The 21,040-nt window shown below is 69.8% G+C and carries 19 protein-coding genes; 8 read left to right on the plus strand and 11 right to left on the minus strand.

The annotated features are described in order from the left end of the window. Nucleotides 1-36: 36 nt before the first annotated feature. A complete protein-coding gene (locus BBK14_RS12315) occupies nt 37-669 on the minus strand; it encodes a class I SAM-dependent methyltransferase (RefSeq protein WP_071062090.1) in 633 nt (210 codons plus the stop codon). A gap of 190 nt (nt 670-859) precedes the next feature. Between BBK14_RS12315 and BBK14_RS12320 the strand changes: the two genes are divergently transcribed. After that, nucleotides 860-1,402, plus strand: a complete 543-nt coding sequence (locus BBK14_RS12320; protein ID WP_071062092.1) for a P-loop NTPase family protein — start codon at nt 860-862, stop codon at nt 1,400-1,402. A 488-nt stretch (nt 1,403-1,890) separates the two neighbouring features. Here BBK14_RS12320 and BBK14_RS12325 read toward each other — a convergent pair whose 3' ends face one another. Further along, the gene (locus BBK14_RS12325; protein WP_018502733.1) at nt 1,891-2,097 is read right to left on the minus strand and encodes a cold-shock protein; all 207 of its coding nucleotides are present in this window, start codon (nt 2,095-2,097) and stop codon (nt 1,891-1,893) included. Between the two features lie 302 nt (nt 2,098-2,399). On the opposite strand from BBK14_RS12325, the gene BBK14_RS12330 reads away from it, so the two are divergent. Then, complete coding sequence (locus tag BBK14_RS12330) at nt 2,400-2,585, plus strand: helix-turn-helix transcriptional regulator (RefSeq protein ID WP_071062094.1); 186 nt, start codon at nt 2,400-2,402, stop codon at nt 2,583-2,585. Nucleotides 2,586-3,339: 754 nt separating this feature from the next. Here the strand turns inward: BBK14_RS12330 and BBK14_RS12340 are convergent. Genes BBK14_RS12340 through BBK14_RS12350 form a run of 3 tightly spaced genes read right to left on the minus strand, consistent with a single transcriptional unit; the run spans nt 3,340 to nt 8,413 of the window. Beyond that, nucleotides 3,340-3,987: a hemerythrin domain-containing protein gene (locus tag BBK14_RS12340; RefSeq protein WP_071062098.1), complete on the minus strand. Its 648-nt coding sequence runs from the start codon at nt 3,985-3,987 to the stop codon at nt 3,340-3,342. 53 nt (nt 3,988-4,040) lie between these two features. Beyond that, entirely contained in the window at nt 4,041-7,472 is a 3,432-nt protein-coding gene (locus BBK14_RS12345) for an ATP-binding protein (protein ID WP_071062100.1), read from the minus strand. A gap of 50 nt (nt 7,473-7,522) precedes the next feature. Continuing rightward, nucleotides 7,523-8,413 (minus strand): phenylalanine 4-monooxygenase, encoded by an 891-nt coding sequence (locus tag BBK14_RS12350; protein WP_071062180.1) that lies wholly within the window; start codon nt 8,411-8,413, stop codon nt 7,523-7,525. Between the two features lie 165 nt (nt 8,414-8,578). Between BBK14_RS12350 and BBK14_RS12355 the strand changes: the two genes are divergently transcribed. Together BBK14_RS12355 and BBK14_RS12360 are read left to right on the plus strand one after the other, a co-directional pair. Then, a complete protein-coding gene (locus BBK14_RS12355) occupies nt 8,579-9,835 on the plus strand; it encodes a cytochrome P450 (RefSeq protein WP_071062102.1) in 1,257 nt (418 codons plus the stop codon). Further along, nucleotides 9,828-10,838 carry a VOC family protein gene (locus BBK14_RS12360; protein WP_071062104.1) on the plus strand — a complete coding sequence of 337 codons (1,011 nt, stop codon included), beginning with the start codon at nt 9,828-9,830 and terminating at the stop codon, nt 10,836-10,838. The genes BBK14_RS12355 and BBK14_RS12360 overlap by 8 nt, the downstream gene beginning before the upstream one ends. A 34-nt stretch (nt 10,839-10,872) precedes the next feature. Here the strand turns inward: BBK14_RS12360 and BBK14_RS12365 are convergent, their stop codons facing one another. Continuing rightward, nucleotides 10,873-11,778, minus strand: coding sequence for a Dyp-type peroxidase (locus BBK14_RS12365; RefSeq protein WP_071062182.1), 906 nt, complete (start codon nt 11,776-11,778; stop codon nt 10,873-10,875). Nucleotides 11,779-11,891: 113 nt separating this feature from the next. Further along, nucleotides 11,892-12,272 carry a VOC family protein gene (locus tag BBK14_RS12370; RefSeq protein WP_071062184.1) on the minus strand — a complete coding sequence of 127 codons (381 nt, stop codon included), beginning with the start codon at nt 12,270-12,272 and terminating at the stop codon, nt 11,892-11,894. A 492-nt stretch (nt 12,273-12,764) separates the two neighbouring features. Between BBK14_RS12370 and BBK14_RS42145 the strand changes: the two genes are divergently transcribed. Continuing rightward, the gene (locus BBK14_RS42145) at nt 12,765-12,977 is read left to right on the plus strand and encodes a toxin-antitoxin system YwqK family antitoxin (RefSeq protein ID WP_083390887.1); all 213 of its coding nucleotides are present in this window, start codon (nt 12,765-12,767) and stop codon (nt 12,975-12,977) included. A 53-nt stretch (nt 12,978-13,030) separates the two neighbouring features. Next, nucleotides 13,031-13,708 (plus strand): endonuclease V, encoded by a 678-nt coding sequence (locus BBK14_RS12375; protein WP_071062106.1) that lies wholly within the window; start codon nt 13,031-13,033, stop codon nt 13,706-13,708. An 86-nt stretch (nt 13,709-13,794) separates the two neighbouring features. Here the strand turns inward: BBK14_RS12375 and BBK14_RS12380 are convergent, their stop codons facing one another. Continuing rightward, nucleotides 13,795-14,436: a DsbA family oxidoreductase gene (locus tag BBK14_RS12380; RefSeq protein WP_071062108.1), complete on the minus strand. Its 642-nt coding sequence runs from the start codon at nt 14,434-14,436 to the stop codon at nt 13,795-13,797. Between the two features lie 171 nt (nt 14,437-14,607). Between BBK14_RS12380 and BBK14_RS42795 the strand changes: the two genes are divergently transcribed. Next, nucleotides 14,608-15,129 carry a hypothetical protein gene (locus BBK14_RS42795; protein ID WP_476739392.1) on the plus strand — a complete coding sequence of 174 codons (522 nt, stop codon included), beginning with the start codon at nt 14,608-14,610 and terminating at the stop codon, nt 15,127-15,129. Between the two features lie 867 nt (nt 15,130-15,996). Further along, entirely contained in the window at nt 15,997-17,931 is a 1,935-nt protein-coding gene (locus BBK14_RS12385) for a TIR domain-containing protein (RefSeq protein WP_198541246.1), read from the plus strand. 43 nt (nt 17,932-17,974) lie between these two features. On the opposite strand, the gene BBK14_RS12390 is transcribed toward BBK14_RS12385, so the two are convergent. The 3 genes from BBK14_RS12390 to BBK14_RS12400 all read right to left on the minus strand — a co-directional run bounded on the left by BBK14_RS12390 (nt 17,975) and on the right by BBK14_RS12400 (nt 20,977). Continuing rightward, nucleotides 17,975-18,166, minus strand: a complete 192-nt coding sequence (locus BBK14_RS12390) for an alpha/beta fold hydrolase (RefSeq protein WP_071062112.1) — start codon at nt 18,164-18,166, stop codon at nt 17,975-17,977. Nucleotides 18,167-18,374: 208 nt separating this feature from the next. Further along, nucleotides 18,375-19,940: a class I adenylate-forming enzyme family protein gene (locus BBK14_RS12395; protein WP_071062114.1), complete on the minus strand. Its 1,566-nt coding sequence runs from the start codon at nt 19,938-19,940 to the stop codon at nt 18,375-18,377. 209 nt (nt 19,941-20,149) lie between these two features. Beyond that, a complete protein-coding gene (locus tag BBK14_RS12400) occupies nt 20,150-20,977 on the minus strand; it encodes a TIGR03620 family F420-dependent LLM class oxidoreductase (protein WP_071062116.1) in 828 nt (275 codons plus the stop codon). Nucleotides 20,978-21,040: the final 63 nt, after the last annotated feature.

The raw sequence follows: 21,040 nt of genomic DNA on the forward strand, positions 1-21,040 counted from the left end.
GTGACATCCTTGATTCCGGGCCGAGACGACCGGTGCTCAGAGCCGGGTGATGGTGGCCAGCCAGGACGGGATCGCGCTCGGCCCGATGGTGATCTCGATCTCGGCCGGTTCGACGGAGTCGACCCGCCAGCCGTCGGTGAAACCGGCTCGGATCTCGTGCTGGCTGACCCGGCGTGGTCCGGTCTCCCCGGGAACCTGATCATTGAAGCAGAGCATGAAATAGTGGCCGCCGCTGGCGATCGTGGCCCCGAGGGTCGCGATGAAACGGGCGCGGTCGTCGTCGGTGAAGACGTGGAACAGGCCGCAGTCGAGCACCGTGTCGAACCTCTCGTCGAGGGCGACCAGCTCCAGCGCGTCCCAGACCAGGAACCGAGCCGAGATGCCCCGGTCGGCCGCTTTGGCATCGGCACGGGCGATGGCTGCCGCGGCGGTGTCGACGCCGGTGGCCTCCAGGCCGCGACCGGCGGCCATCAGAGCGTGTTCCCCGGTGCCGCAGCCCACGTCGAGCACCCGGCCGCGGATCAGCCCCGCCTCGGCGAGGGCCTCGAACGCAGGCTGGGGGCGGCCGATGTCCCAGGGCGGTGTCCCCTGGTAGAACGCGTCGAAGTCAGCCGGATGTCGCGGCCGCAGCGGAATGGGCACGCCGTCCGGACCGTTCGCGATGGCCATGCGCAGCGGTCCTCCTCGGTGTTCGGGAGCGGTGCTTGTGCGCCTGGGACGGCGACGATGGTCACTGTGGATAACCCATCCATCGCTCCTGGCGTCCACCCAGACTACGGCGCTTGCCCCGGGAGCACCCGCTGGCCGCAGCTGCCCAGGCGACCGCGCGCCGGTCCAGGGCCGGATTAAGATCATCGCTGTGCGCAGGGTACTGGTGGTGGGGGCGTCCGGGGCCGGGAAGTCGACACTCGCCCGAAACATGGCGGAACGCCTGAAAGTGCCACACGTCGAGCTCGACGCGCTGTACCACGGCCCGGGCTGGGTGCCCCGCCCCGCCTTCCGGGCCGACGTCGACGAGATCACCGGCGCCCCCGGCTGGATCGTCGACGGCAACTACGCGGCCGTGCGCGAGCTCCTGTGGGCCCGGGCGGACACGGTCATCTGGTTGGACCTGCCACGCTGGCTGGTCGAATGGCAGGTCGTGACGAGGACGGCCCGCCGGATCGTGTGCCGGACCACGCTGTGGAACGGCAACCGGGAACGCTGGCGTGAGCTGCCGCGGGCCTCGCATCCGATCCGCTGGGGGTGGCGCAAGCATGGTGAGTACCGGACGCGCTACGGCGCCCGCTTCGCGGATCCGCTCAACGGCGGGAAGGAGCTGGTCCGGCTGCGCAGCCGCCGGGAGGTCCGCCGCTGGGTCGCCGCACTGCCACCGGCGCCCCTCGACCGGACTGCACGATGAGACCTGAATCCCGAAACAGACCTGGCTTCTGGGACGAAACAGACTGAGCCCCTGGGACCCACAAGGTCCCAGGGGCTCAGTCTTCAGGAGTCAGCGACATATTTGATCACAACAGCCCCGCGGGTACACGGGCGCGGCCGCGTCGGCCCATGATCGGCCGACCTACTCCCGAACCGACCGCTGGCGATCGGCGGCAGTAGTCCCCGCGCAGTAGTTCCCGCGGTCTGTACGTGAACTGTCTGCCCAAGTCAGAGGTACCGCCGGACTGTTGGGTATGCCCACCAACTATGTCAAACGCACGAATCCTCGCGCGCCCCCGCGTCCGAAAACCGCACTTCACGGACAGCAGGGTTGAATACGTTCAAGTCTTGAAATGATCTCGATGGCGACGTGGGCCGGTTGCCACGCAGCTACGCGATCGGGCTTGTCGGACCCCTGCAAAAACTGAGGTTCTAGCCCCAAGACGAGCTGGCTTCTATCTACTTGTGCTAGCTGAGGGGCTGCACCTTGGCGGCCTGCGGCCCCTTCTGCCCCTGCTCGATGTCGAAGGAGACGCGCTGCCCCTCTTCGAGCGACTTGTAGCCGTCACCCACGATGGACGAGAAGTGGGCGAAGACGTCGGGCCCTCCGCCGTCCACTGAGATGAAGCCGAAGCCCTTCTCGGCGTTGAACCACTTGACAGTACCTTCTGACACGGTCGCTCCTCGCTCGCTTGCTGCGGTACACCCACGTGGTGTCCCGAATCTGCGCGGTGATCTCCAACTTCTGATCACCGGTGATGCCATCCTGAAGGTGACCGGCGGCACCCAAATAGAAGAGCAACGGATCCACCGTACACCTTGATCGCGAGTGTGTCGCCTGCGGCCGATCGCGGACAGGAAGCGGCCGGCGGGTCGTGTGCTCCGTGCGTGGCCGGATGCGACCGGCTGGGCGTCGGACCCGCGCACGCCCGGATGACAGTCACCGCGCCTGTGGGGCATACGCGTAGCATGCTGTTGTGACAGCCGATGACCTGTGGAGTACCGCGGACATCGCCCGTCGGCTGGGCATCTCGGCGGATCGTGCCCGGCGGCTGTGCGCTCGTGATGATTTTCCCGAGCCGATCCGGTCCGTGCCCTTTTTCGACCTGTGGCGGGCCGGCGACGTCGAGGCCTGGCTCCTGGAGGGCCGGACCACGGAGTGACCGTCCCGGCACCGTTATCGCCCCCGAACACGGGCCACACGAGGGCTACACGGCACACCGCGACGTCGACACACGCCAACCCGGCTCAGATGGGTCAGAGGATCGCGTTCGGCTGAATCCGCGCAGGACGGATAAGTCATTACCAGCTGACAGCACCAGCTGACAACACCAGATGACAACCAAGCCTTGAAGTCAAGCCTTGAAACGTGAAAAACGCGGGCCGCGTGCCCGAGGGGCAGCGGCGTCCACCTGGGAAGGCTTCAGGCGCCCGGTTCGAACGCGGAGATGTACGTGCCGGGGTGCGTGGCGCCGTCCTGCCGCAGGACGGGTCCGCGCGTCCACGGGACCGACAGCGAGTCCCGCCGCCGTGCACCGCGCGACCGCGGCGGACGGCTCCGCGCCGTCCCGCGGATCGGCTCCGGCAGCCGCGCCGGACTCGCCCGATCCGACCGACCCGCCGGGCGAGACCGCGGCCCCGGGCGAGGCCCTGGTGCCGGGTGAGATCGCGGGGGAGCCCGCCGTCGTGCCGGCCGAATCGCCGCACGACGCGGGAAGGACAGCCGCGACCAGCACGAGACCGATCGTCCACCTGCGGTGCACCACACCTGACGGCCGTCGCACGCGTCCTCCATGACGATCGAGGGCCCCGCGCCGGCACCGTCTCACGCGCGGACAGACGGCGTCGGTCCAGGGTCGCGACGCCGACATCGTGCGCCGTGCCCGGCCGGGCACGGCACGGCCCGGCCCGGCCGGATCAGACGCTCAGCAGAGCGTGCTCGTCGGCGCCGTAGAGGAGCTCGAAGCGACGCTGGTAGGACGGCCACCAGAAGCGGTTGAACAGAAAACGCGGGATGGGCGGAACGGTCGCGAGGGCGGCCGTACGCAGCTCCTTGTGCGCGCCGCTCGAGTACCACCCGAAGACCGCGGGCGCGCGCCGCCGGCCGATCTCGGCGAGTGCCTGCCGGCCGATCTCCTCCATCTCGGCCAGGGTCAGATGGTCGAGCATCAGCGGGAGGACGACCGTGTCCTCGTGGTCCAGGTGCGCGTTGATCAGGTCGTGCAGCGCCTCGAGAACCTGAGCTCGCTCGGTGAGCGCGACGGCGGTGTCGGCGGCCGCGGCCAGCAGCGGGTCGACCGACTCGTGCTCGGCGGCGAGAGCGTCGAGCTCGCCGGCCGCCTCCGGCGCGCGCAGGCGCAGCAGCGGCCAGAGGTCCCGGTCCTCGCCGGCATGGTGGCTGTGCAGGACGCCGGTGGTCAGCGCGATCTGCTCCTCGATCAGCGCGGCGTGCTCGGCGTCCCGCGGGGCACGGGCGACCCGGGCCAGCCGGCCGAACTCCCGGCGCATCCCGGCGTGCGCGATGACGAAACCGGCCAGGTCATCCATGATCAGTGCGCGGGCCATCGAGGTTCCCTCCCGTTTTCCTTCGGATGGGACTCAGCGTGGCGGTTGCCGCTTTACGGGCACTTGGCAAGCGCTTGGTGCGCTCTTGCCGTCCAGTAGGGGGAGTCGTTCGCCTCGAGTAGGGCGAGGGCCGCGGTCAGGTGCTCCCGGGCGGCCATGTGGTCACCGAGCGCCAGGTAGGCCTCGCCCAGGTGGCTGTCGACGGCCCCGACGACCGCTGTGCAGGTGCCCAGGCTCGCCAGCTCGCCCGAGTGYGGCCGCAGGTGGGCGATGTCCTCCTCGACGGTGTCCAGCACGCCGAGGGCCACCGCGGCGTTCAGCCGCATGACGACCGCGCTGAGCCAGGTGTAGTCGCGCGGCGGCAGCCGCATCTCGGCGAGCGCGGCGCGGCCCGCCTCGGGACGCCCGGCGGCGGCGAGGGCCAGCGCCAGCGACCCGCGCAGGGCCTCGATGCCGGTGGAGGCCAGCGAGCGGGCCAGCGTGTCGGCCAGCCGGGCCAGCGTGCCGGCCTGGAGGGCCCGGTCGATGACGTTCGCGACGAACGAGCTCTCGACCCCGTTCTGCGCGGCCAGCCCGAGGCGCCCGACGGCGGCGGTCGCCACGTCCGCGGACTCCTCGAGCTCGCCCGAGAAGGCCAGCAGCGCCGCCCGCATGATCGCTGCCTGGTAGGCGAGGGTCGGCGAGCCGAGCCGGGTGATCATCGTGTCCGCTTCGTCCAGCGCGACCCGTGCCCGCGCGACGTGGCCGAAGCGGACCAGGTTGTCGACGAGGGTGAGGTGGGCGCCGACCAGCAGCTCCGGTGGTGTCGACGGCAGGGACGCCAGCTCTCGCGCGCAGGCGTGCCGATGCTCGGCGTAGTCGACCCCGGTCACGGTGAGGCTGCGCAGGTGCAGGACCCGCGGCAGCAGCGCAGGGTCGTCGGCGACGTCCCGCGCCGCGGCCACGGCCAGTGCGCCGGCCCGCTCGGCCTCGGCCATCCGTCCGACGTGGGATTCGAGCACCGCGAGGCAGCCGACGGCCAGCGCCCGGTCGCGGCCGGCGGCCGGCAGCCCGCCGAGCGCCCGCTCGAGCGCGCGGTGCAGCCGGCCGCGATCGGTGCCGTAGGGGAACGGGAACCACGGCGAGCCACCCATCGCGGCCTCGGCGACCCGGACGATCAGGTGCGGATCGTCGCCGGCCTCGTCGAGGGCCCGGTCCACCACGTCGAGCCCGTCGTTGAGCTGGCCCGCCGCGTACCGGGCGCTGACCAGGCCGAGGAGGAGCTCCAGCCGGGTGCCGCGGTCTGCGCCCGCCAGCTCGGCCGCGGCCAGCGCCTCCTGCCAGTAGCCGGCCGCGTCCTCGGGCGCGAGCCGGTCGGCCGCCGCGCGCGCCGCGCGGGCGGCGTGCTCCGTCGCGGCACGGGCCGTCTCGGCGCCGAGCTCGGCGGCGGCCAGCCAGTGCCGCGCGACCTCGCCGGCCCGCTCGGGACGTCCGGCGTACCGCTCGGCGGTGACCTCGCCGTACCGGCGGTGCAGGTGCGCGCGGCGCAGCCGGGAGTGGCCGGCGTCGAGCGCCTCGCGGACCAGCGAGTGGGAGAACCGGAACCGGCCCAGCCGGTCGCCGGCCTCGGTGATGAGCCCGGCGGCGAGCGCGGCGTCGAGCAGGTCGAGGGATGTCTCGAAGGTGTGCCCGGCGACCTGGGCGACCACGTCCGCGTCGAACTCGCCGCCGGCCACCGCCGCCGTGGCGAGCAGCGCGGCGGCGGGCTCCGGCAGGCGCGCGACCCGCCGGGACAGCACATCGCGGACGTGATCGGGCAGCGCGCCCTGCGCCCTGTCCTGCTCCGCGCCCCGGTCCGTGGCCGGCCCGGCGGCGCCGGGCCCCGCCAGGCCGCGTCGGCCGGGCCCGCGCAGGCGGACGAGCTCACCGATGAAGAACGGGTTGCCCGCGGTACGGGAGCGCAGGGCGCTCGCCGTCTCGGGTCCCGGGTCCGTGCCGGTGGTGGCCCGCATCAGCTCGCGGACGGCGGCGTCGTCCAGCCCGTCGAGGCGGAGCCGCTCGCAGCCGGACCTGGCCAGCGCGGCGCGGGTGTCCGCCAGCGCGCCGGCCTCGTGGGTGCGGAACGTGCCGATCACCATCACGCCCCGCGGCGCCGCCCCGCCGACGTGGGCCAGCAGCCGCAGCGAGGAGACGTCCGCCCAGTGCAGATCGTCGAGGACGATGACCAACGGCGCGGCCGCCGCGAGGTAGCCGGCGACTCCCTCGTACAGCCGCAGCCGGGCTCCGGCCGCGTCGTACCCGCCGGGCTCCTGCGCCCGCTGGTCGATGAGCGCGGCCACGCCGGGCGGCACCGGGACGTCCGGCCGCGCGGCGGCCACCGCGCGCAGGCTCTGCTCCCAGGGCCACAGGGCCGGCGCCACCTCGTGCTCGGGGCACGCTCCCCAGGCCGTCAACCGGCCGCACCGGCGGCCCAGCTCCGCGACGAGCCGCGTCTTGCCGACACCCGGCTCGCCGTCGACCAGCACCACGCGCCCGCGCCGGGCCGGCGTCGGGATCGCCGCGAGCAGCGCCGCCAGGGCCTCGTCGCGGCCCACGAACGGGCCGGACGGCTCAGGGGCCCCGGCCCCGGCGGGGGACACGTCGGGAAGCACGGGCCGCGGGCCGTCCAGCCCCGTCGTCGGAGACACGGCCGGCTGCGCTGCGGCCGGCTGCGCCGCGGGCGGCTCGTGGGCGCCACCGGTCCAGGCCAGCGCGGGGTCGTGACGCAGGATGGCGAGTTCCAGGGCGGCGAGCTCCGGCCCGGGGTCGACGCCCAGCTCCTCGGCCAGGTGGGCGCGGGCCGCCCGCAGCGCGGCCAGCGCCTCCGCCGGCCGGCCACACCGGTAGATCGCGAGGGCGAACAGCCCCCAGGCCCGCTCGCGGAGCGGGTGACGCGCCGTGAGGGCCTCCAGATCGGCGGCGGCCTCGTCGTGCCGCCCCAGCTCGACGAGCGCCCGCGCGCGGTCCTCGACGGCGCTCTGCCGCAGCTCCTCGAGACGTCCGGCTTCCGGCCTGATCCAGGACGCGTCCCGCACGTCGGCGTAGGCGTCACCGCGCCACAGCGCCAGGGCGGCGTCGAGGGCGGGCAGCGCCTCGGCCGGTCGCCCGGCCTCCAGCGAGCCGCGGGCCGCGCCGATCGCCGCGACGAACTGCCGGGCGTCGACCTCCGCCGCGCCGGTGCGCAGCACGTACCCCGGCGCCTGGGTCACCAGCACGGTCGCCCGCGCCCGGGGGTCCCGCTCCGGCTCGAGCAGACGGCGCAGGTTCGAGACGTACACCTGCAGGCTCGCCGTCGCGCTGGCCGGCGGCTGGCCGTCCCACAGCCGCTCGATGATCGTCTCGACCGGGATGACGGTGTCGCCGGCCGCCAGGAGAAGGGCGAGCAGCGCGCGCTGTTTCGGTGGGCCGAGGTCGAGTGGCGCACCGCCCAGGAGCACCTCGACCGGTCCGAGGACCTGAATTCGCACGGGCCCGATAGTAGGGCCGGTGCGAGTGCGCCCGTGGCGTGATGGGTCGGTCAGTCGACCGCGGCCGCGCGAAGCCCCGAGATCAACGTGTCGTCACAACCGGCGAAGAAGCCGCCGACGACGTCCTCGACCTGGCCGAAGGATTCGGCCGAGTACAACACCGGCTGGTATCTCGTGATGTCGTAGTCGGTGGTTCCCATGGCCGTGACGTCCAGCGGGCGGACGTTCACGGAGCGGAACTCCGCCATTTCTCCGTACGAGGAAAGGATTCCGGCGCCGTAGGCCTTGAGCTCGCCGCCCTCGTAGACCGTGCCGAATTCCAGCGTGAACCAGAAGACCTTGGAGATGAACTGCAGCGTGTCGGCCGACTCGGCGCGGCGGGCCGCCTCGCCGGCCGCCCGGTACAACGCGGCGAACCGGTCGCTGGCGAGCGCGTTCGCGTGCCCGACGACCTCGTGGACGACGTCGGGTTCCGGTGTGTAGAAGGGCACCGTGTGGTACCGCAGGTACTGGGTGGCGTGGAAGACGCCGTCGGCGAGCGAGCCGTAGAACTCCCGCAGCCCGACGAGCCCGGCCGCGGGAACGTAACGGAAACCGGTCAGCTCGCTCAGCGGCCCGCTCACCTCGTCCAGCTGCGGGATCCGGTCGGCGGGCAGGCCCAGCCGCGCCGCGCCGCGCAGGAACTCGGCGCAGGCACAGCCGCGGTAGGCCAGCGCCAGCTCACCGGTGACCAGCCGCCAGAGCGCGTGCTCGGCCTCGGTGTACGCCACCCGTGGAACGGGCTGTCCTGGTCTCCACCGCAGGGCGAGCTGGGCGATCTGGTTGCGCCGGGCCTGGTATTCGCGGTCGGCCGCACCCGGATGGGAGCTGGCCAGGCGGACTTCGACCTGCCCGTCCGCCTTTTCGACGACAGGGGCGAAATACTGCGTCTCCTCGAACACGGCCACCTCCTCCGCCGGGGCAGACCCTCGACTCAGGACACCACCGGCTCCGCGGGGCCGCAACCACACCGCACGGTCGTATGCCTGGCCACCCTGGACCGCCCGGCGCCGACGACGTAATCTTCGAACGCGATCGCCGCGTACCGCTACCGGTGAGGAGATTCCATGTCATATGACTCGACAGCGGTAAGCGGGGAGCGCGCCGGACCGGCCGGTGAGTCGATCGATGACGACTGGTGCCGGAACCACTTCGATCACCTGTCGCAGGAACTCGTCGACAACCTGTACCCGGCCCTGACGCGGATGCGATCGTTATGCCCGGTGACCCGCAGCAACCAGTATGGCGGTTACTGGGTCGTCACCAAGTATGACGACGTCCTGCGGGTCGCCCAGGAGTGGGAGACGTTCTCCTCGGCGTTCGGGCTGACGGTGCCACCTAGCCCGATCGCGACGCGGAACCTGCCGGTGGAGATCGACCCGCCGCTGCAACGTGAGTTCAAGCGGCTGATCAACGCCTACTTCACGCCGAAGGCCGTGCGGCCGTGGGAGCCCCGGACCAGGGCGTTGGTGAACCGCCTGATCGACGGTTTCGTCGAGCGCGGCGAGTGCGACCTCATGGCCGAGTTCGCCCGGCCCTACCCGGCTCTTTCCTTCTTCGACGTCGCGATCGGCGCACCCGCCGACCAGATCGAGCGGGTCGCCTATCTGGCCTCGAAGTCCGGCGCCCCGAAGGATCCCGACGCGGCGGCATGCTGGCGCGGCCTGTCCGAGTGGATCAACGGGTTCCTCGAGCAGCGGCGGTGCGAGCCACCGCGCGGCGACGTCGTCGATGCCATTCTCAGCGCCGAGATTCAGGGCCGGCCGATCACGCACGAGGAGATCATCGGCACGGTGCAGCTGCTGATCCTCGGCGGGTTGGAGACGACGGCCGGCGCGCTCGGGCAGATCATGCTCCGGTTCTGCCGCCAGCCGGAGATCCCGGCCGCGCTGCGCGAGAACCCCGACCTGCTGCCGCAGGCCGTGGAGGAGCTGTTACGCCTCGACGGCCCGTTCGTCCAGATCACCCGCACCGCCATGCATGACACCGAGATCGACGGCCATCAGATCAAGCAGGGCGAGAAGGTCATCATCTACTGGGCCTCGGCGAACCGGGACGAGGGCGAGTTCCCCGCCTCCGACGAGTTCGACCTGGACCGGAAGATCAATCGGCACATGGCCTTCGGTGTGGGGCCCCACCGCTGCGTTGGCTCCAACCTGGCCCGGATGAACCTGCGCATCGCCCTCGACGAGCTGCTCAGGCGGCTCCACGACCTCCGGCTGCGAGACGGCGCCGAGATCCACTTCCATCCGACGGTGAACCGGGCGCCGGTCACCGTTCCGGTCACGTTCACCCCCGGTCCCCGGGTCGGCGCCGATGGGTGACCCGCCCCGCGCGGGCCTGCCGACCTCGCACGGCATCGAGCACCTGAACATCACCGTCGCCGACCTCGACGAGGCGACCGCGTTCTTCACGGACGTCTTCGGATGCCAGACGCTCTACACGATGGGCCCGTTCGAGGGCCGCCGCGGCCCATTCATGCGGATCATCGCCAACGCCGACGTGCGCTCCGTCGTCCACCACGTCCGCGTGCTGCGCAGCCCGTTCCTCAACATCGAGCTGTTCCAGGTGAGCACGCCGCGCCAGCGGCCACTGTGGCCGGATCTGCTCGACATCGGCGGCTGGGGCCTGGTGGCCGCGTCCGCGGACGTCGACGCGGCCACCGACTACCTGCGGGGCAGGGACCTCTACGAGCTCGGCGCCGGCAAGTGGATGACGCCGTGGGGCTTCCACTTCGAGATCGTCGCCTCGCCGGCTCCGGCTCCGGAGCCGGCCTGGCGTCCGGGCCCCGGGGCGCTGCCCGGGTTCCGCGGCTTCGAGCGGATGCACATCACCGTCGCCGACCTCGACGAGGCGAGCGCATTCTTCGAGAGCGTCCTCGGTTTCGAGCGGGGCGCCGACCTCCCGCCCTGGCCGCAGGGCGGCCCCGAGGGCGGCCTGCGCGCGTTCGCCAACGTCGACGCCCGGGCCAGGCCGACCCGGGCCCGCTCCCTGTGCTCGCCCCACCTGGCGGTCGAGCTCACCGAATGCCCGGCGTACCCGGGGCAGAACCGGGTCTGGCCGGCGATGTTCGACATCGGCGGGTGGCACCTGGCGTTCTACGTCGACGACATCGACGCCGCCTTCGAGTGGCTCACCGCGCGCGACGTTCACATTCTCGGCCGGAAGAAGCCGGCATACCTGTTCGAGGCCGGCGACGAGGCGTACACCATCCACTGCCTCGCGCCGTTCGGCCTCTATACCGAGCTGGTGACCTATCCTCACGGGCGGCACCTGGAGGCGGAGCACGCCGGCCCCGCCTGGCACCCGGCCCGGCCGAACGGCTGAGCCGGCTGGCACGGTCGGGTTGTCGAGAGTCCCGTCAGTCGTCCTCCTCGGGGGCGTACCTCGCCAGGGCCGGCACCGCCGGAATGAAGTAGTAGGCGCCGCTGACGGGCGTCGTGTAGCGGGTGAGCGCGTCGCGCAGGCCGTCGTCGCTGCCGGCCATCCGCCGCAGCATGATCTCCAGGCGTCGTTGCTCGCTGCTGAAACCGACGAACATGGTGCCGTGGTCGGTGACCGTGCCGAAGGCGGTGTTCCGGCGGAAGATCTTCAGCTCGGCGCCGTCCTCCTCGACGACCGTCCGGGAGACGTGCGAGGTCGGCGGCATCACGTCCTCGTCGAGCTCGACGCTGTCGGCCTTGGTGCGACCGATCACCCGCTCCTGCTCCTCGACAGGGAGCTCCTGGAAGCTGTCGGAGTCGTGCCGCCACTGCTGGACCAGGACGACACTGCTGCCGGCGCCCGCGCCCTCCGCCACCACGGCCACGCCGGCCGCCTCGAGCAGTGACGGGTTCTCCGTCCCGTCGATGAACCCCGTGAGATCACGGTCGTGCTCGTACAGCCACCCGGTGACCTCACCGGCGACCGTCGCGATCGTGGCCAGCGCGGCGACGACATCCCGCGTGTTGTTGAAGACGGCGGTGCGGTCACCTCCCGCGACCCAGACCCACGCGTCATGCTGGGTGGCGGGCATCTGGAACCCCTCGATGCCCACGATCGGCTCGGTGAAGCCACGGACACCCGGTGGCATTCCATCGGGCTCGACGAGCGCCCACAGCTCCGGGCGGAAGCCCACGACGAGGTTGACCCCGCCGCCGGTCGACAGCGGGCCGGTCAGCGCCGCGACCGCCTTCACCAGCTCCGCGGCTGACGCGCCGTCACGAAGGTCGAACTCGAGGTAGCAGTGTTCCGGCGTGCCGAGCCCGAAGATTCCCGTCTGCGTCACCAACCCAGCCTTTCCCGTCTGCGGCCCCATGGTCGCACGCCCTATCCTCCTCGACTCCGCCAATGGGGGAGACAGCCGACCGGCCCCGGAGGCGCCGAGGACCGGTGAACCCATCAACCTCCGTGATGGACGGCCTCGATGTTGTGGCCGTCGAGATCGCGGAGGAACACCGCGTAGTAGCCGGGGTGATACTCCGGCCACTCGCGTGGCGCGTGAAGCACCTCGACGCCCGCGCCGAGCGCGGCCTCGTGGACGGCGTCGACGGCCTGCCGGTCAGCCGCATGGAACGCCAGATGCAGCTCCCGTGCCTCGGCACCCGCCGCAGGGCTGAGCCAGAAGGCGGGCACCCCGTCAGGACCGGCGAGCCCGACGACGGCGGACCCCTCGAGTGGGATGCGCATCGCCTCGCGCATCCCGAGCGGGGCGAACACCGCGAGATAGAGGGCGAGGGAGGCCTCGACGTCACCGACCTGGACACCGACGTGATCAAACATGGGCACACCGTAGCCACGGCCTACGACAGTTTCGGCCCCGCGCCGCGGCCGGGCGCGGTTGGCCAGGTCAGGGGCTCGTCCCACCCATGACCCTTGAACCTGGTGCGGAAAATCGGCGAAGGTGCCCTGCGCCGCCGACGATGACGCCACGCCGATCAGGCCGACCACGCGGGCGCGGCCGAGTCGTTGTCGCGATCCTGGCGGTCGCCACGCGGATGGGCCGGCGATGCCCATGGACGGCCGTCCCGCAAGCCGCGTCAGAGGTAGGCCCGTCGTCATGGCTGGTAGTGGACGGGATAACCGCTTCCCCTACCGGCCGGAGGCCAAGATGGCCGCTCCTTGCTGCCCTAACTGCACCGCCATCCTCGGCGGCGACGGTGGCGTGGAGTCCATCCCCGGAAAACTTCCGGTCGACGAAGGAGAAGACAGTGACTGAATCCGATCCGGTTCGTTCGGTGACGTTCGAAGACATCGACCACACCGACGACCTTTTTGTCCCATGGAAATGGTCGCCGAAGAGGACTGGAGCGTACTTTTTATCCCGATGGGACCCTCGAGTCCGAGTACTGGAAAGTCGACGGGGGTCACCACGGCGTCGGCCGTACCTGGTTCCCGAACGGCCAGCCGGAATCTGAGACACAGTACGATCATGCCAAAGTCGTCGAGAGGAGGCGCTGGTCCGAAGACGGGATCGAATTGAGCTGATCTACGTCCGGTTCGATCGCGGGAGTTGACGTTCGGCAGCGCGAGGGGTTGCGGTGAGGCAGGTGGAGGACGCGGAGGTGCTGCAGGCTGAGCTGCGTCGGCTCGTCCAGGCTGACGTGCCCGGCCCCGACCTGATCACGACGGCGGCTGGCTTTGACGTCGCGTACGACACCGACTCCGATCTGGTCGCGGGCGCGGTCGTCGTTCTCGCCGCGCCGGGCTGGGAGGTGATCGCATCAGCCACGGTGGTAGGTCGGGCGGCGTTTTCCTACATCCCGGGCCTGCTGTCGTTTCGGGAACTGCCGCCGCTACTCGAAGCGTGGGAAACCGTTCTCCCGCAGTTGGCCGCGCCGCCAGATCTGCTGGTGTGCGACGGGCATGGCATCGCACACCCCCGAGGGTTCGGGCTGGCCTGTCATCTCGGTGTCACCCTGGACCTGCCGACGATCGGCGTGGCGAAGACCCAGTTTGTCGGCGAGCATTCGCCGCCTGGGCCGCGTCGGGGGGAACGGACGGCGATCACTCTCGACGGCGAGCCGGTGGGAGCCGCGCTGCGGACCCGCGACGGTGTCCGCGAGGTGTACGTCTCGGTCGGGCACCGCACCAACCTTGACTCCGCCTGCCGGTGGGTACTGGAGCTGTGCCCCAGGTACCGGCTGCCGGAGACGACCCGGGCGGCAGATCAGCTCAGCCGAAGGACGCTCGCCGAAGCCCGGACCGCGTCTCGCTGAGGGAGCAGGCCGGTGCGGCCCGGCCGACGGCCCACAGCAAACAGTTCGGCGACGCACCAGTTCGGATGCTGGCTCCCACCACCAGGTCAGGACGCGACCGGGGACGATGCTCGGCGCAGGGTGTCCAGGATGGTCTCCACCGGCTGGGCGCCGGAGATGCCGTAGGTGCGGTCGACGGCGTAGAACGGCACGCCGCTGATGCCGAGCGCGCGGGCCTGGCGGATGTCGTCATGGACGTCGTCGGCGTGCGCGTCGCCGTCGAGGACTTCGCGGGTTCTGTCTGCCGGCAGGCCGGCTTCGGTGGCGAGTCGGACGAGCGTGTCCGTGTCGTCGACGGCCGCGCCGTCGGTCAGGGTGGCGCGCATCAACCGTTCCTGCGTCGCGCCGGCGAGGTTGTGCGCGGCGGCGAAGTGGATGAGGCGGTGCGCGTCGAAGGTGTTGGCGGTGACGGCCCGGTCGAGGTGGTAGGTCAGGCCTTCCTCGGCGGCCAGTGCGCTGACGCGGTCGTTCATGGCCTTGGCCTCGGGCGGGGTGACGCCGTACTTACGCGCGAGCATCTCGGAGGTCGGGATGTTCTCCCCGCGTGGCTGCGTCGGGTCGAGCTGGAAGCTGCGCCAGATGACCTCGACCTCGTCGGCGCGCTCGTACCGGGTGAGTGCCTTCTCCAGCCGTCGCTTGCCGATGTAGCACCACGGGCAGACGATGTCGGACCAGACTTCGACCTTCATGGTGCCTCACCTTACTGCGACGCAACCGGCCGCGGCCTGTGTGCTCCCCGGGCATCGTCGGAAGGGGCCCGCGGTGCTCGGCGGGTACCTCGCCGGGAACATGGGGAAGGATCAAAGGCGACAGGTATGCGGCATTGTGTTCCGGTCGGGGTCGGCGCTGCTTTCCACCGGATGGCGACGCCTCTTCGCAGTCAAAGAAACGTCAGCTTCCCCTATCTGCCCGGCTCGGCCGAGGACTTCGTCGACCACGTCGTGCCCGAGCTACGCCGTCGTGGCCTGTTCCGCGCCGAGTACGAGGAGACCACCCTGCGCGGGCACCTGGGCCTCCCGCGGCCCTCGATCCGGCCGGGCGGGCCGTTGCCGAGAGCGAGCCGGCCGCGCGATGACCGCCTCGTCGCCGGAAGGCCCGCGCCCGCGCCCGCGCCCGCGCCCGCGCCAGCTCCATCTGAACGCGTTCCTCAAGCCTCCGGGGGAGTTCCTCGCCGCCTGGCGGCACCCGACCACAGTGCCGACGCGGGCGTGAACATCCGCCACGTGATCGAACTGGCGCGCACCGCCGAGCGGGCGAAGGTCGACGCCGTGTCAGTAGACCTGATCGCCTGGTGTGGCCTTCTCGTGGGCAAAAAGTGGAGCAGCTTGCGCCTGATCTTCCGGGCCATCCGGATGGGGAACCCCAAGTATCAGGGCGTCTGAGGTGTACGGACCTATCTCTCGTGAACCGAGATTCGCACACACGATGACATTTCTGCCGACCAGTTCATCCTCTGACAGCAGCGCATACTGACCTACCGAGTGACGGATTCCGAGACTCCCCAGATCCAGTTCGATGACACGGCACGGAAACCTTGTGCCCTCGGCCAGTGGAGCCGAGATCACTCGCGCTACGCGCATGTCAATGTTCTCGAACTTGCCAAAAGTGATCTTCGGCTTGAGTGGTGGTTCTTTTTTGGCTGCCATCTCGCGCGCGTCCTGTTCTCTGATTCTGCTGGGGTGTAACTCTCGCTGGCGGGCCTAAGGGGTCGAGGTTCATTCGGCTGCAAGCTGGTCTCGGCGATGCAGGTGCAGCAACCCAAAATGATACCCGATCTTCTTCGGGAGGATTTTCAGTGCCCACCCAGATGATAAACGCCGGCCGCGATCAGATCCTCCGGCCCTTGTTTCGCAAGCACTCTCATCTGCAGGATTGGGCCGGAGGATCGGGCGGGCGACGGCCGCTGGGCAAGAAGGATGCGCGGTGGATCCCAGTGACCGTCCGTGGCACGGTGACCTGCATCCACGGCTCCCTACGTCCGTCCCTGACGCGCGACCCCGGGTCGTCGCCTGCCTCGGCCCGTGAAGCCAGCTGCCCCTTTGGTGCAGATTCTACCCAGATGTTCGGTTGTTGCGTCGGGCGTGGTTCCCTGAGGGGGCCGCAACGGAAACGGAATAGGGGTCGTCCGATTACCTGTAGTCACCAATGTGTTTACTGATGCGATTCCGACAGGTTTCGGGATATTGAGGCCATCGGCCACGATATTGTCGCGCCAACTGTGAGCAAGCAGGCCTTCGGAGGTGCTGACTGTGGCCGGTTCCAGCTCAGATGTTCCTGGATGGCGCCCAACGATCTTCATTGGTAGTTCAGGGAAGTCCGTCAACAGGGGAATCGTAAACACGCTGGCAGCCGAGCTGGTCGACCGGTTCGAGCTACACCTCTGGCGGAATGTATTTCCGCCGGGGGCCTACATCCTCGATGTCCTGCAGAAAGAACTCAGAACCGTGGATGCCGCAATACTTATCTTCGGTGCGGACGACGAAGTCGCCCGAGGCGAACGAGACTTCATTTCAAGTCGCGACAACGTGATCCTGGAGTACGGGTTCTTTGTTGCTGGGCTGGGTCGGGATCGGGTCTGCGTACTTCTGGAGGAGGGAGTGACACTGCCGACGGATCTGGTCGGTCTGACGGTCGAGCAGTTTGACGGCAGTAACGATATAAAGCTCGGCGTGACGCTGGAAGGATGTGCCCGCCGGATCAAGGAGCGATGGGAATCTCTGCGCAGGAACAAACTTAGCACGTCAATTCCAAATGACTCGGTCGGAGCGCTGTTCGGCTACTCGAAGACCATTGAACGCGAGCAGAATCGGCTGGACAAGCTTGTCAGCTCACTCGGTGAGTCGGTTGCAAGTATTACTGACGTTTATGACGAACCAGTTTACTTTGACTCCCCGGACAGCGCGTTGTCCAGCTATGCGGAAGCACTCGCTCTGGTGAAGCGCCGGTTCTGGACAACGACGTTCCTTTCCAGCGGATTTTGGAGCCGGCCGCAGCCGAGTGTTCTCACTGCGAATGCTCAGATGATGGTGCGACTCGGTCGCAACGGCGGCGAGGYGCGCCGGCTGTTCATTCTTGACCAGGATGTCGAAGCCGTGGTCCAGGCCTTCCGGGCGGACCGCATTCATCTCCGTGAACTGGCGCGAGGACGGGAACTGCGCGAGTCGGCCAACCGTTTTGAGCACGTCAAGCGCAACATAAGGGCGATGATCGCCGCAGGTTTTGAAGTCCGGGTGGTATTCGATGCGTGGAGCCTGCATCGCGCTCTCCCACCGGGGTTAATTGATGACCCCTACGACAACGAGCTGGCAATTTACGACGAGTTCCGAGTGGACTCTTTCCAGGGTGGTAGTATGGGAAGTATTCGCGGCGTGAAAAGTCATTGTGCGACGACGCGTGAGTTTGCGTCGTACCTAGCCGCGGCTGAAACCTACTTCGATGACCTATGGCAGGAAGCACAACCAGTGGATAGTTTCCTCCAACTCATGCAGAACTCCATCAGGAGTGCCGATACAAGGATCGACTACACGGGTAACTGGTTGACGGCGTACGAGTTCGACCTCGATGGCGAGGACGAGCGACTGAAGACACTTGAAGCTCGTCGAGCAGTAGCCGCGATTGAGTCCATCGGGCGCTGGGGAAACCTGCGGAGTCATCTCGATGTCGGCACTTGCACGGGCAGGTACATCGCCCTCTTCAGGGATGCCACGGTTCCCAGCGGAGAACTCATCGGCATCGACGACGACCCTGACTGCGTCCGTTTCGCTCAGGCCAGTCTTGAACGACGTTTCCCGGGTGATGAACGGATCAGGATTGAACACGTTGATTTCTCCTCGGACCGGCTACCGAGAGGAGACTTCGATCTTGTCACCTGTATGCTGGGCACTCTGTCTCATTTCGGCTGGGATCGGAAGCTCTCGCGAAACGACAATCTGCAGAGCATAATCCAGCGTATGCGGGAGATACTCGCGGACGATGGTGTTCTGCTACTCGGAACGTGGTCGCAGTTTGCTCGAGATCAACGGCGCCTACTCGGCATCTATCAAGATTCGGATCGCGAGCGACTGGCTCGATGGACTCCTCCGGTCGACGAGCTCCACGACCGTCTCCGACAGGCCAGATTCGAGATCGAGCTGTTCGAAAAGCCTGAGGCCAGGCTGGATCTGACAGTGTGTCGCCCCGTCTGATCTTGTCGTTGGTCACACACTGTGGGCCGATCTGCGGGCGGCGCTATGCGGTCCCGTCCGTCGGGCCGGGCAGGAAGCGGCTGGTCGCGGCGGCGAGCGCGGCCGGCTGCTGCTCCTGGACGTTGTGGCCCGCCTCGATCCCGACGATCTCGGCCCGCGGCACGCCGGCGCGGAACTCGCCGATCGTCTCCGGTGTGAGAAAGCCGTGCGTGCCGTGAACCAGAAGAACCGGCACGGTCGACGTCTCCAGCGCTGCCCACAGGCCGCGGAAGTCGACGTCGAGCCGTGCGCCCGGTGGAGGGGCGAGCCGTGCGCCCGGTGGAGGGGCGAGCCGTGCGCCCGGTGGAGGGGCTGGCGCAAGTCGTCACGCCACGCCGAGTCGCCGTGGCCCGGCAGATCCACATCTCGGGGCGGACGAGCTCAGCCGGCCCCGCAGCGCGCGCCTACTTCAGTCGGCCGTCCTCGATCAGTGTGCGCAGGCCCCGGCGGTCCGGCTTGCCGCTCGGCAGGGCCGGCACCTCGTCGTCCGCGGCGACGATCCACCGGGTCGGAACCTTGTAGCTCGACAGGAGCGTGCGGGTGCGTGAGGTCAGACCGTCCACGTCGACGTCCGTGCCGGTCGTGCCGGCCGGAACGATGACCGCGCACACCTCCTCGCCGCGGGTCGGATGCTCGACACCGGTCACGACACAGTGCGCGACCTCGGGGAACTCCTCGATGACGGCCTCGACCTCGCGCGGTGCCACGTTCGAACCGGCGACCTTGACGAGCTCGCTGTCCCGGCCGACGTAGAACAGCCGCGGGTCGCCCGTCCTGCGGTAGACGCGGTCGCTGGTGTGGTACCAGCCGTCCGCGTCGAAGACCTCCGCGCGCTCGCGCTTGTTGTAGCCGGCCATCGAGCCGATGCCACGGATGAGCAGCTCACCGACGGTCCCGTCCGGGACGCGCTCGCCGGCGGCGTCGACGATCGCGGTCTCGGTGAACGCGAAGCTGCCGCCGGACTCGGTCAGGCTGCGGTGGATCGGATGGCCGTCCGGGACGCCCGCCATCGCGAGGTCCACCGGCCCCTCCCGCAGCGCGGGGGCGCTGCGCAGGTCCCGGCTGGGGAAGGACGGGTGCAGCCGCAGCTGCTGGGTGAACGCGGGCCATCCGACGACGCCGTTCGCCCGTTCCCGTTCGGCGAGGTCGAGGGCCGGCCCGGCTTCCAGTCGCGCCAGCACCAGGACCGCGACGGGTGCGTGCAGAGCTCCGGTCGCGGCCAGGATCCCGCCGATCCAGAAGAACGGCATGGCGCACAGGATGCGTGGCCCGTGGTCGACGCCGGTGAGCCCGCGGATCGCCGCCGGCCAGGTGGAGGTCTGGCGCACCAGCGTGCCGTGGGTGTGCAGCACGCCCTTCGGGTCGGCGGTGGAACCGGAGGTGTGAACCATGATCGCCAGGTCGGCCGGGGTGACCTCGGCCTGCACCGCGGCGAGCAGCTCGGCCCGCACCAGCGGCGGGTCCCGCGGATCCCATCGGGTGGCCCAGCCCCGGTCCGTCCGCCCGGTCAGCACGATCCGCCGCAGGTACGGCGCGCCCGCCAGCTCGAGCTGCCCGGCCGGCTGCCCGGCCAGCTCGGGGAACGCCGTCTCGAACCGCTGCGCGACGTCGATCCGCAGCACGGTCGTCGGTGCCACCAGGAGCTGCACATCGGCCAGCCGCACGACCTTGGCGATCTCCGCCGGCGGGTACAGGGTGCTGAGCGGAACGGCCACGGCCCCGATCCGGCTCACGGCCAGCCACCAGACGGCCCACTCGACGCCGCTGGGGAAGAACAGGCCCACGCGGGTGCCCTTACCGACGCCCTCGTGCAACAGCCACCGGGCCACCCGGGCGGACTGCTCCTCCGCCTCGGCGTAGGTCAGCCGGTCGGTGAGGGAGACGATGTAGTCGGCGGAGCCGAACTCCCGAGCGCAGCGCCCCAACAGGTCAGGGATGGTCGGTCGGATCTCGTCGCCGGTCGACGTCATCGCCCTCGCTCCGTCCTTCAGCCGGTGGCGGTGCCAGGCGCGGCCCCGACGCGACGCCGGCCCCGACGCGACGACGGGGCCTACGCACATGGCGGGCCTACGCGATGGCGGGGCCGCACCGCCTGACAGCCGTCGCCTGACCCTCGCACGGGCCCGCCACCACCCATGCTCCCAGAACGGGCGAGCCCACTCGCCGGCCCGCCCGTCGGTCAGGGCAGCAACGCCTCGGCGAACCGGTGGAGCCAGCGGTCGAAGAACTCGGCTTCGCCGCTGAGACGCAGGACGACCTGGTCGGCGCCGGCGGTGTGGTACTCACGGATGCGGGTGACGATCGTGTCGAGATCCCCCCAGGCGGTCACCGCGTCGACGAATCTGGCGTCGAGGTCGGCGATCTCGGAGTCGGTGAATCCCATGCGGAGGAAGTTGCGGTGGTAACCCGGCACCGTGCGCAGGAACCGCAGCCCTTCGGTGGCCGCGGCCCGTGCGGTGGCCGGATCGCTCTCGGGCACGACCGTCAGCAGCACAGCCAGTGCCGCGCCCGGGCCGAGCGTCGCCCGCGCCCCCTCGACATATTCAGGGGTCACCAGGTACGGATAGGCGCCTGCCGCGCGGTCCCGGGCTAGGGCGAGGACCGCCGGGCCGAGTGCGGCGAGCACGCGCGAGGCCGCGGGTACGACAGGGGCTTCGGTGTCGAGGTCGTCCAGGTAGGAGTTGAGCGTTCGCAGGGGCCTGGGGCCATGCGCGCCGCCGAGGCCGACGACGAACCTGCCCGGTGCGGACTTCTCGAGGTCCGTGTAGCTTTGCGCCACCTCGCGGGCCGGTACGACGTCCACTGAAAGGATGCCGCTGGCCACCTGGATGTGCTCCGTCGCACGCACGACCCGGTCGATGGCAGGCAGGTTGTTTCCCTGGCCACCGGCCAGCCAGACGGTCGAGTAGCCCGCGGCCTCCGCTTTCCGCGCGAGATCGATCTGGGCGTCGGGATGGTCCGCCGCGAGCCCGGAAGCCGCGATACCGATCGGTCCAAGAGTCACCATGACTGGCACAATCGCGCGGCAGGCCTTCCGTGTTCCGCACGCCTCGCCTCGCCCGGACGGCGG

This window comes from Parafrankia soli (assembly GCF_001854695.1).
Lineage (GTDB): Bacteria > Actinomycetota > Actinomycetes > Frankiales > Frankiaceae > Parafrankia > Parafrankia soli.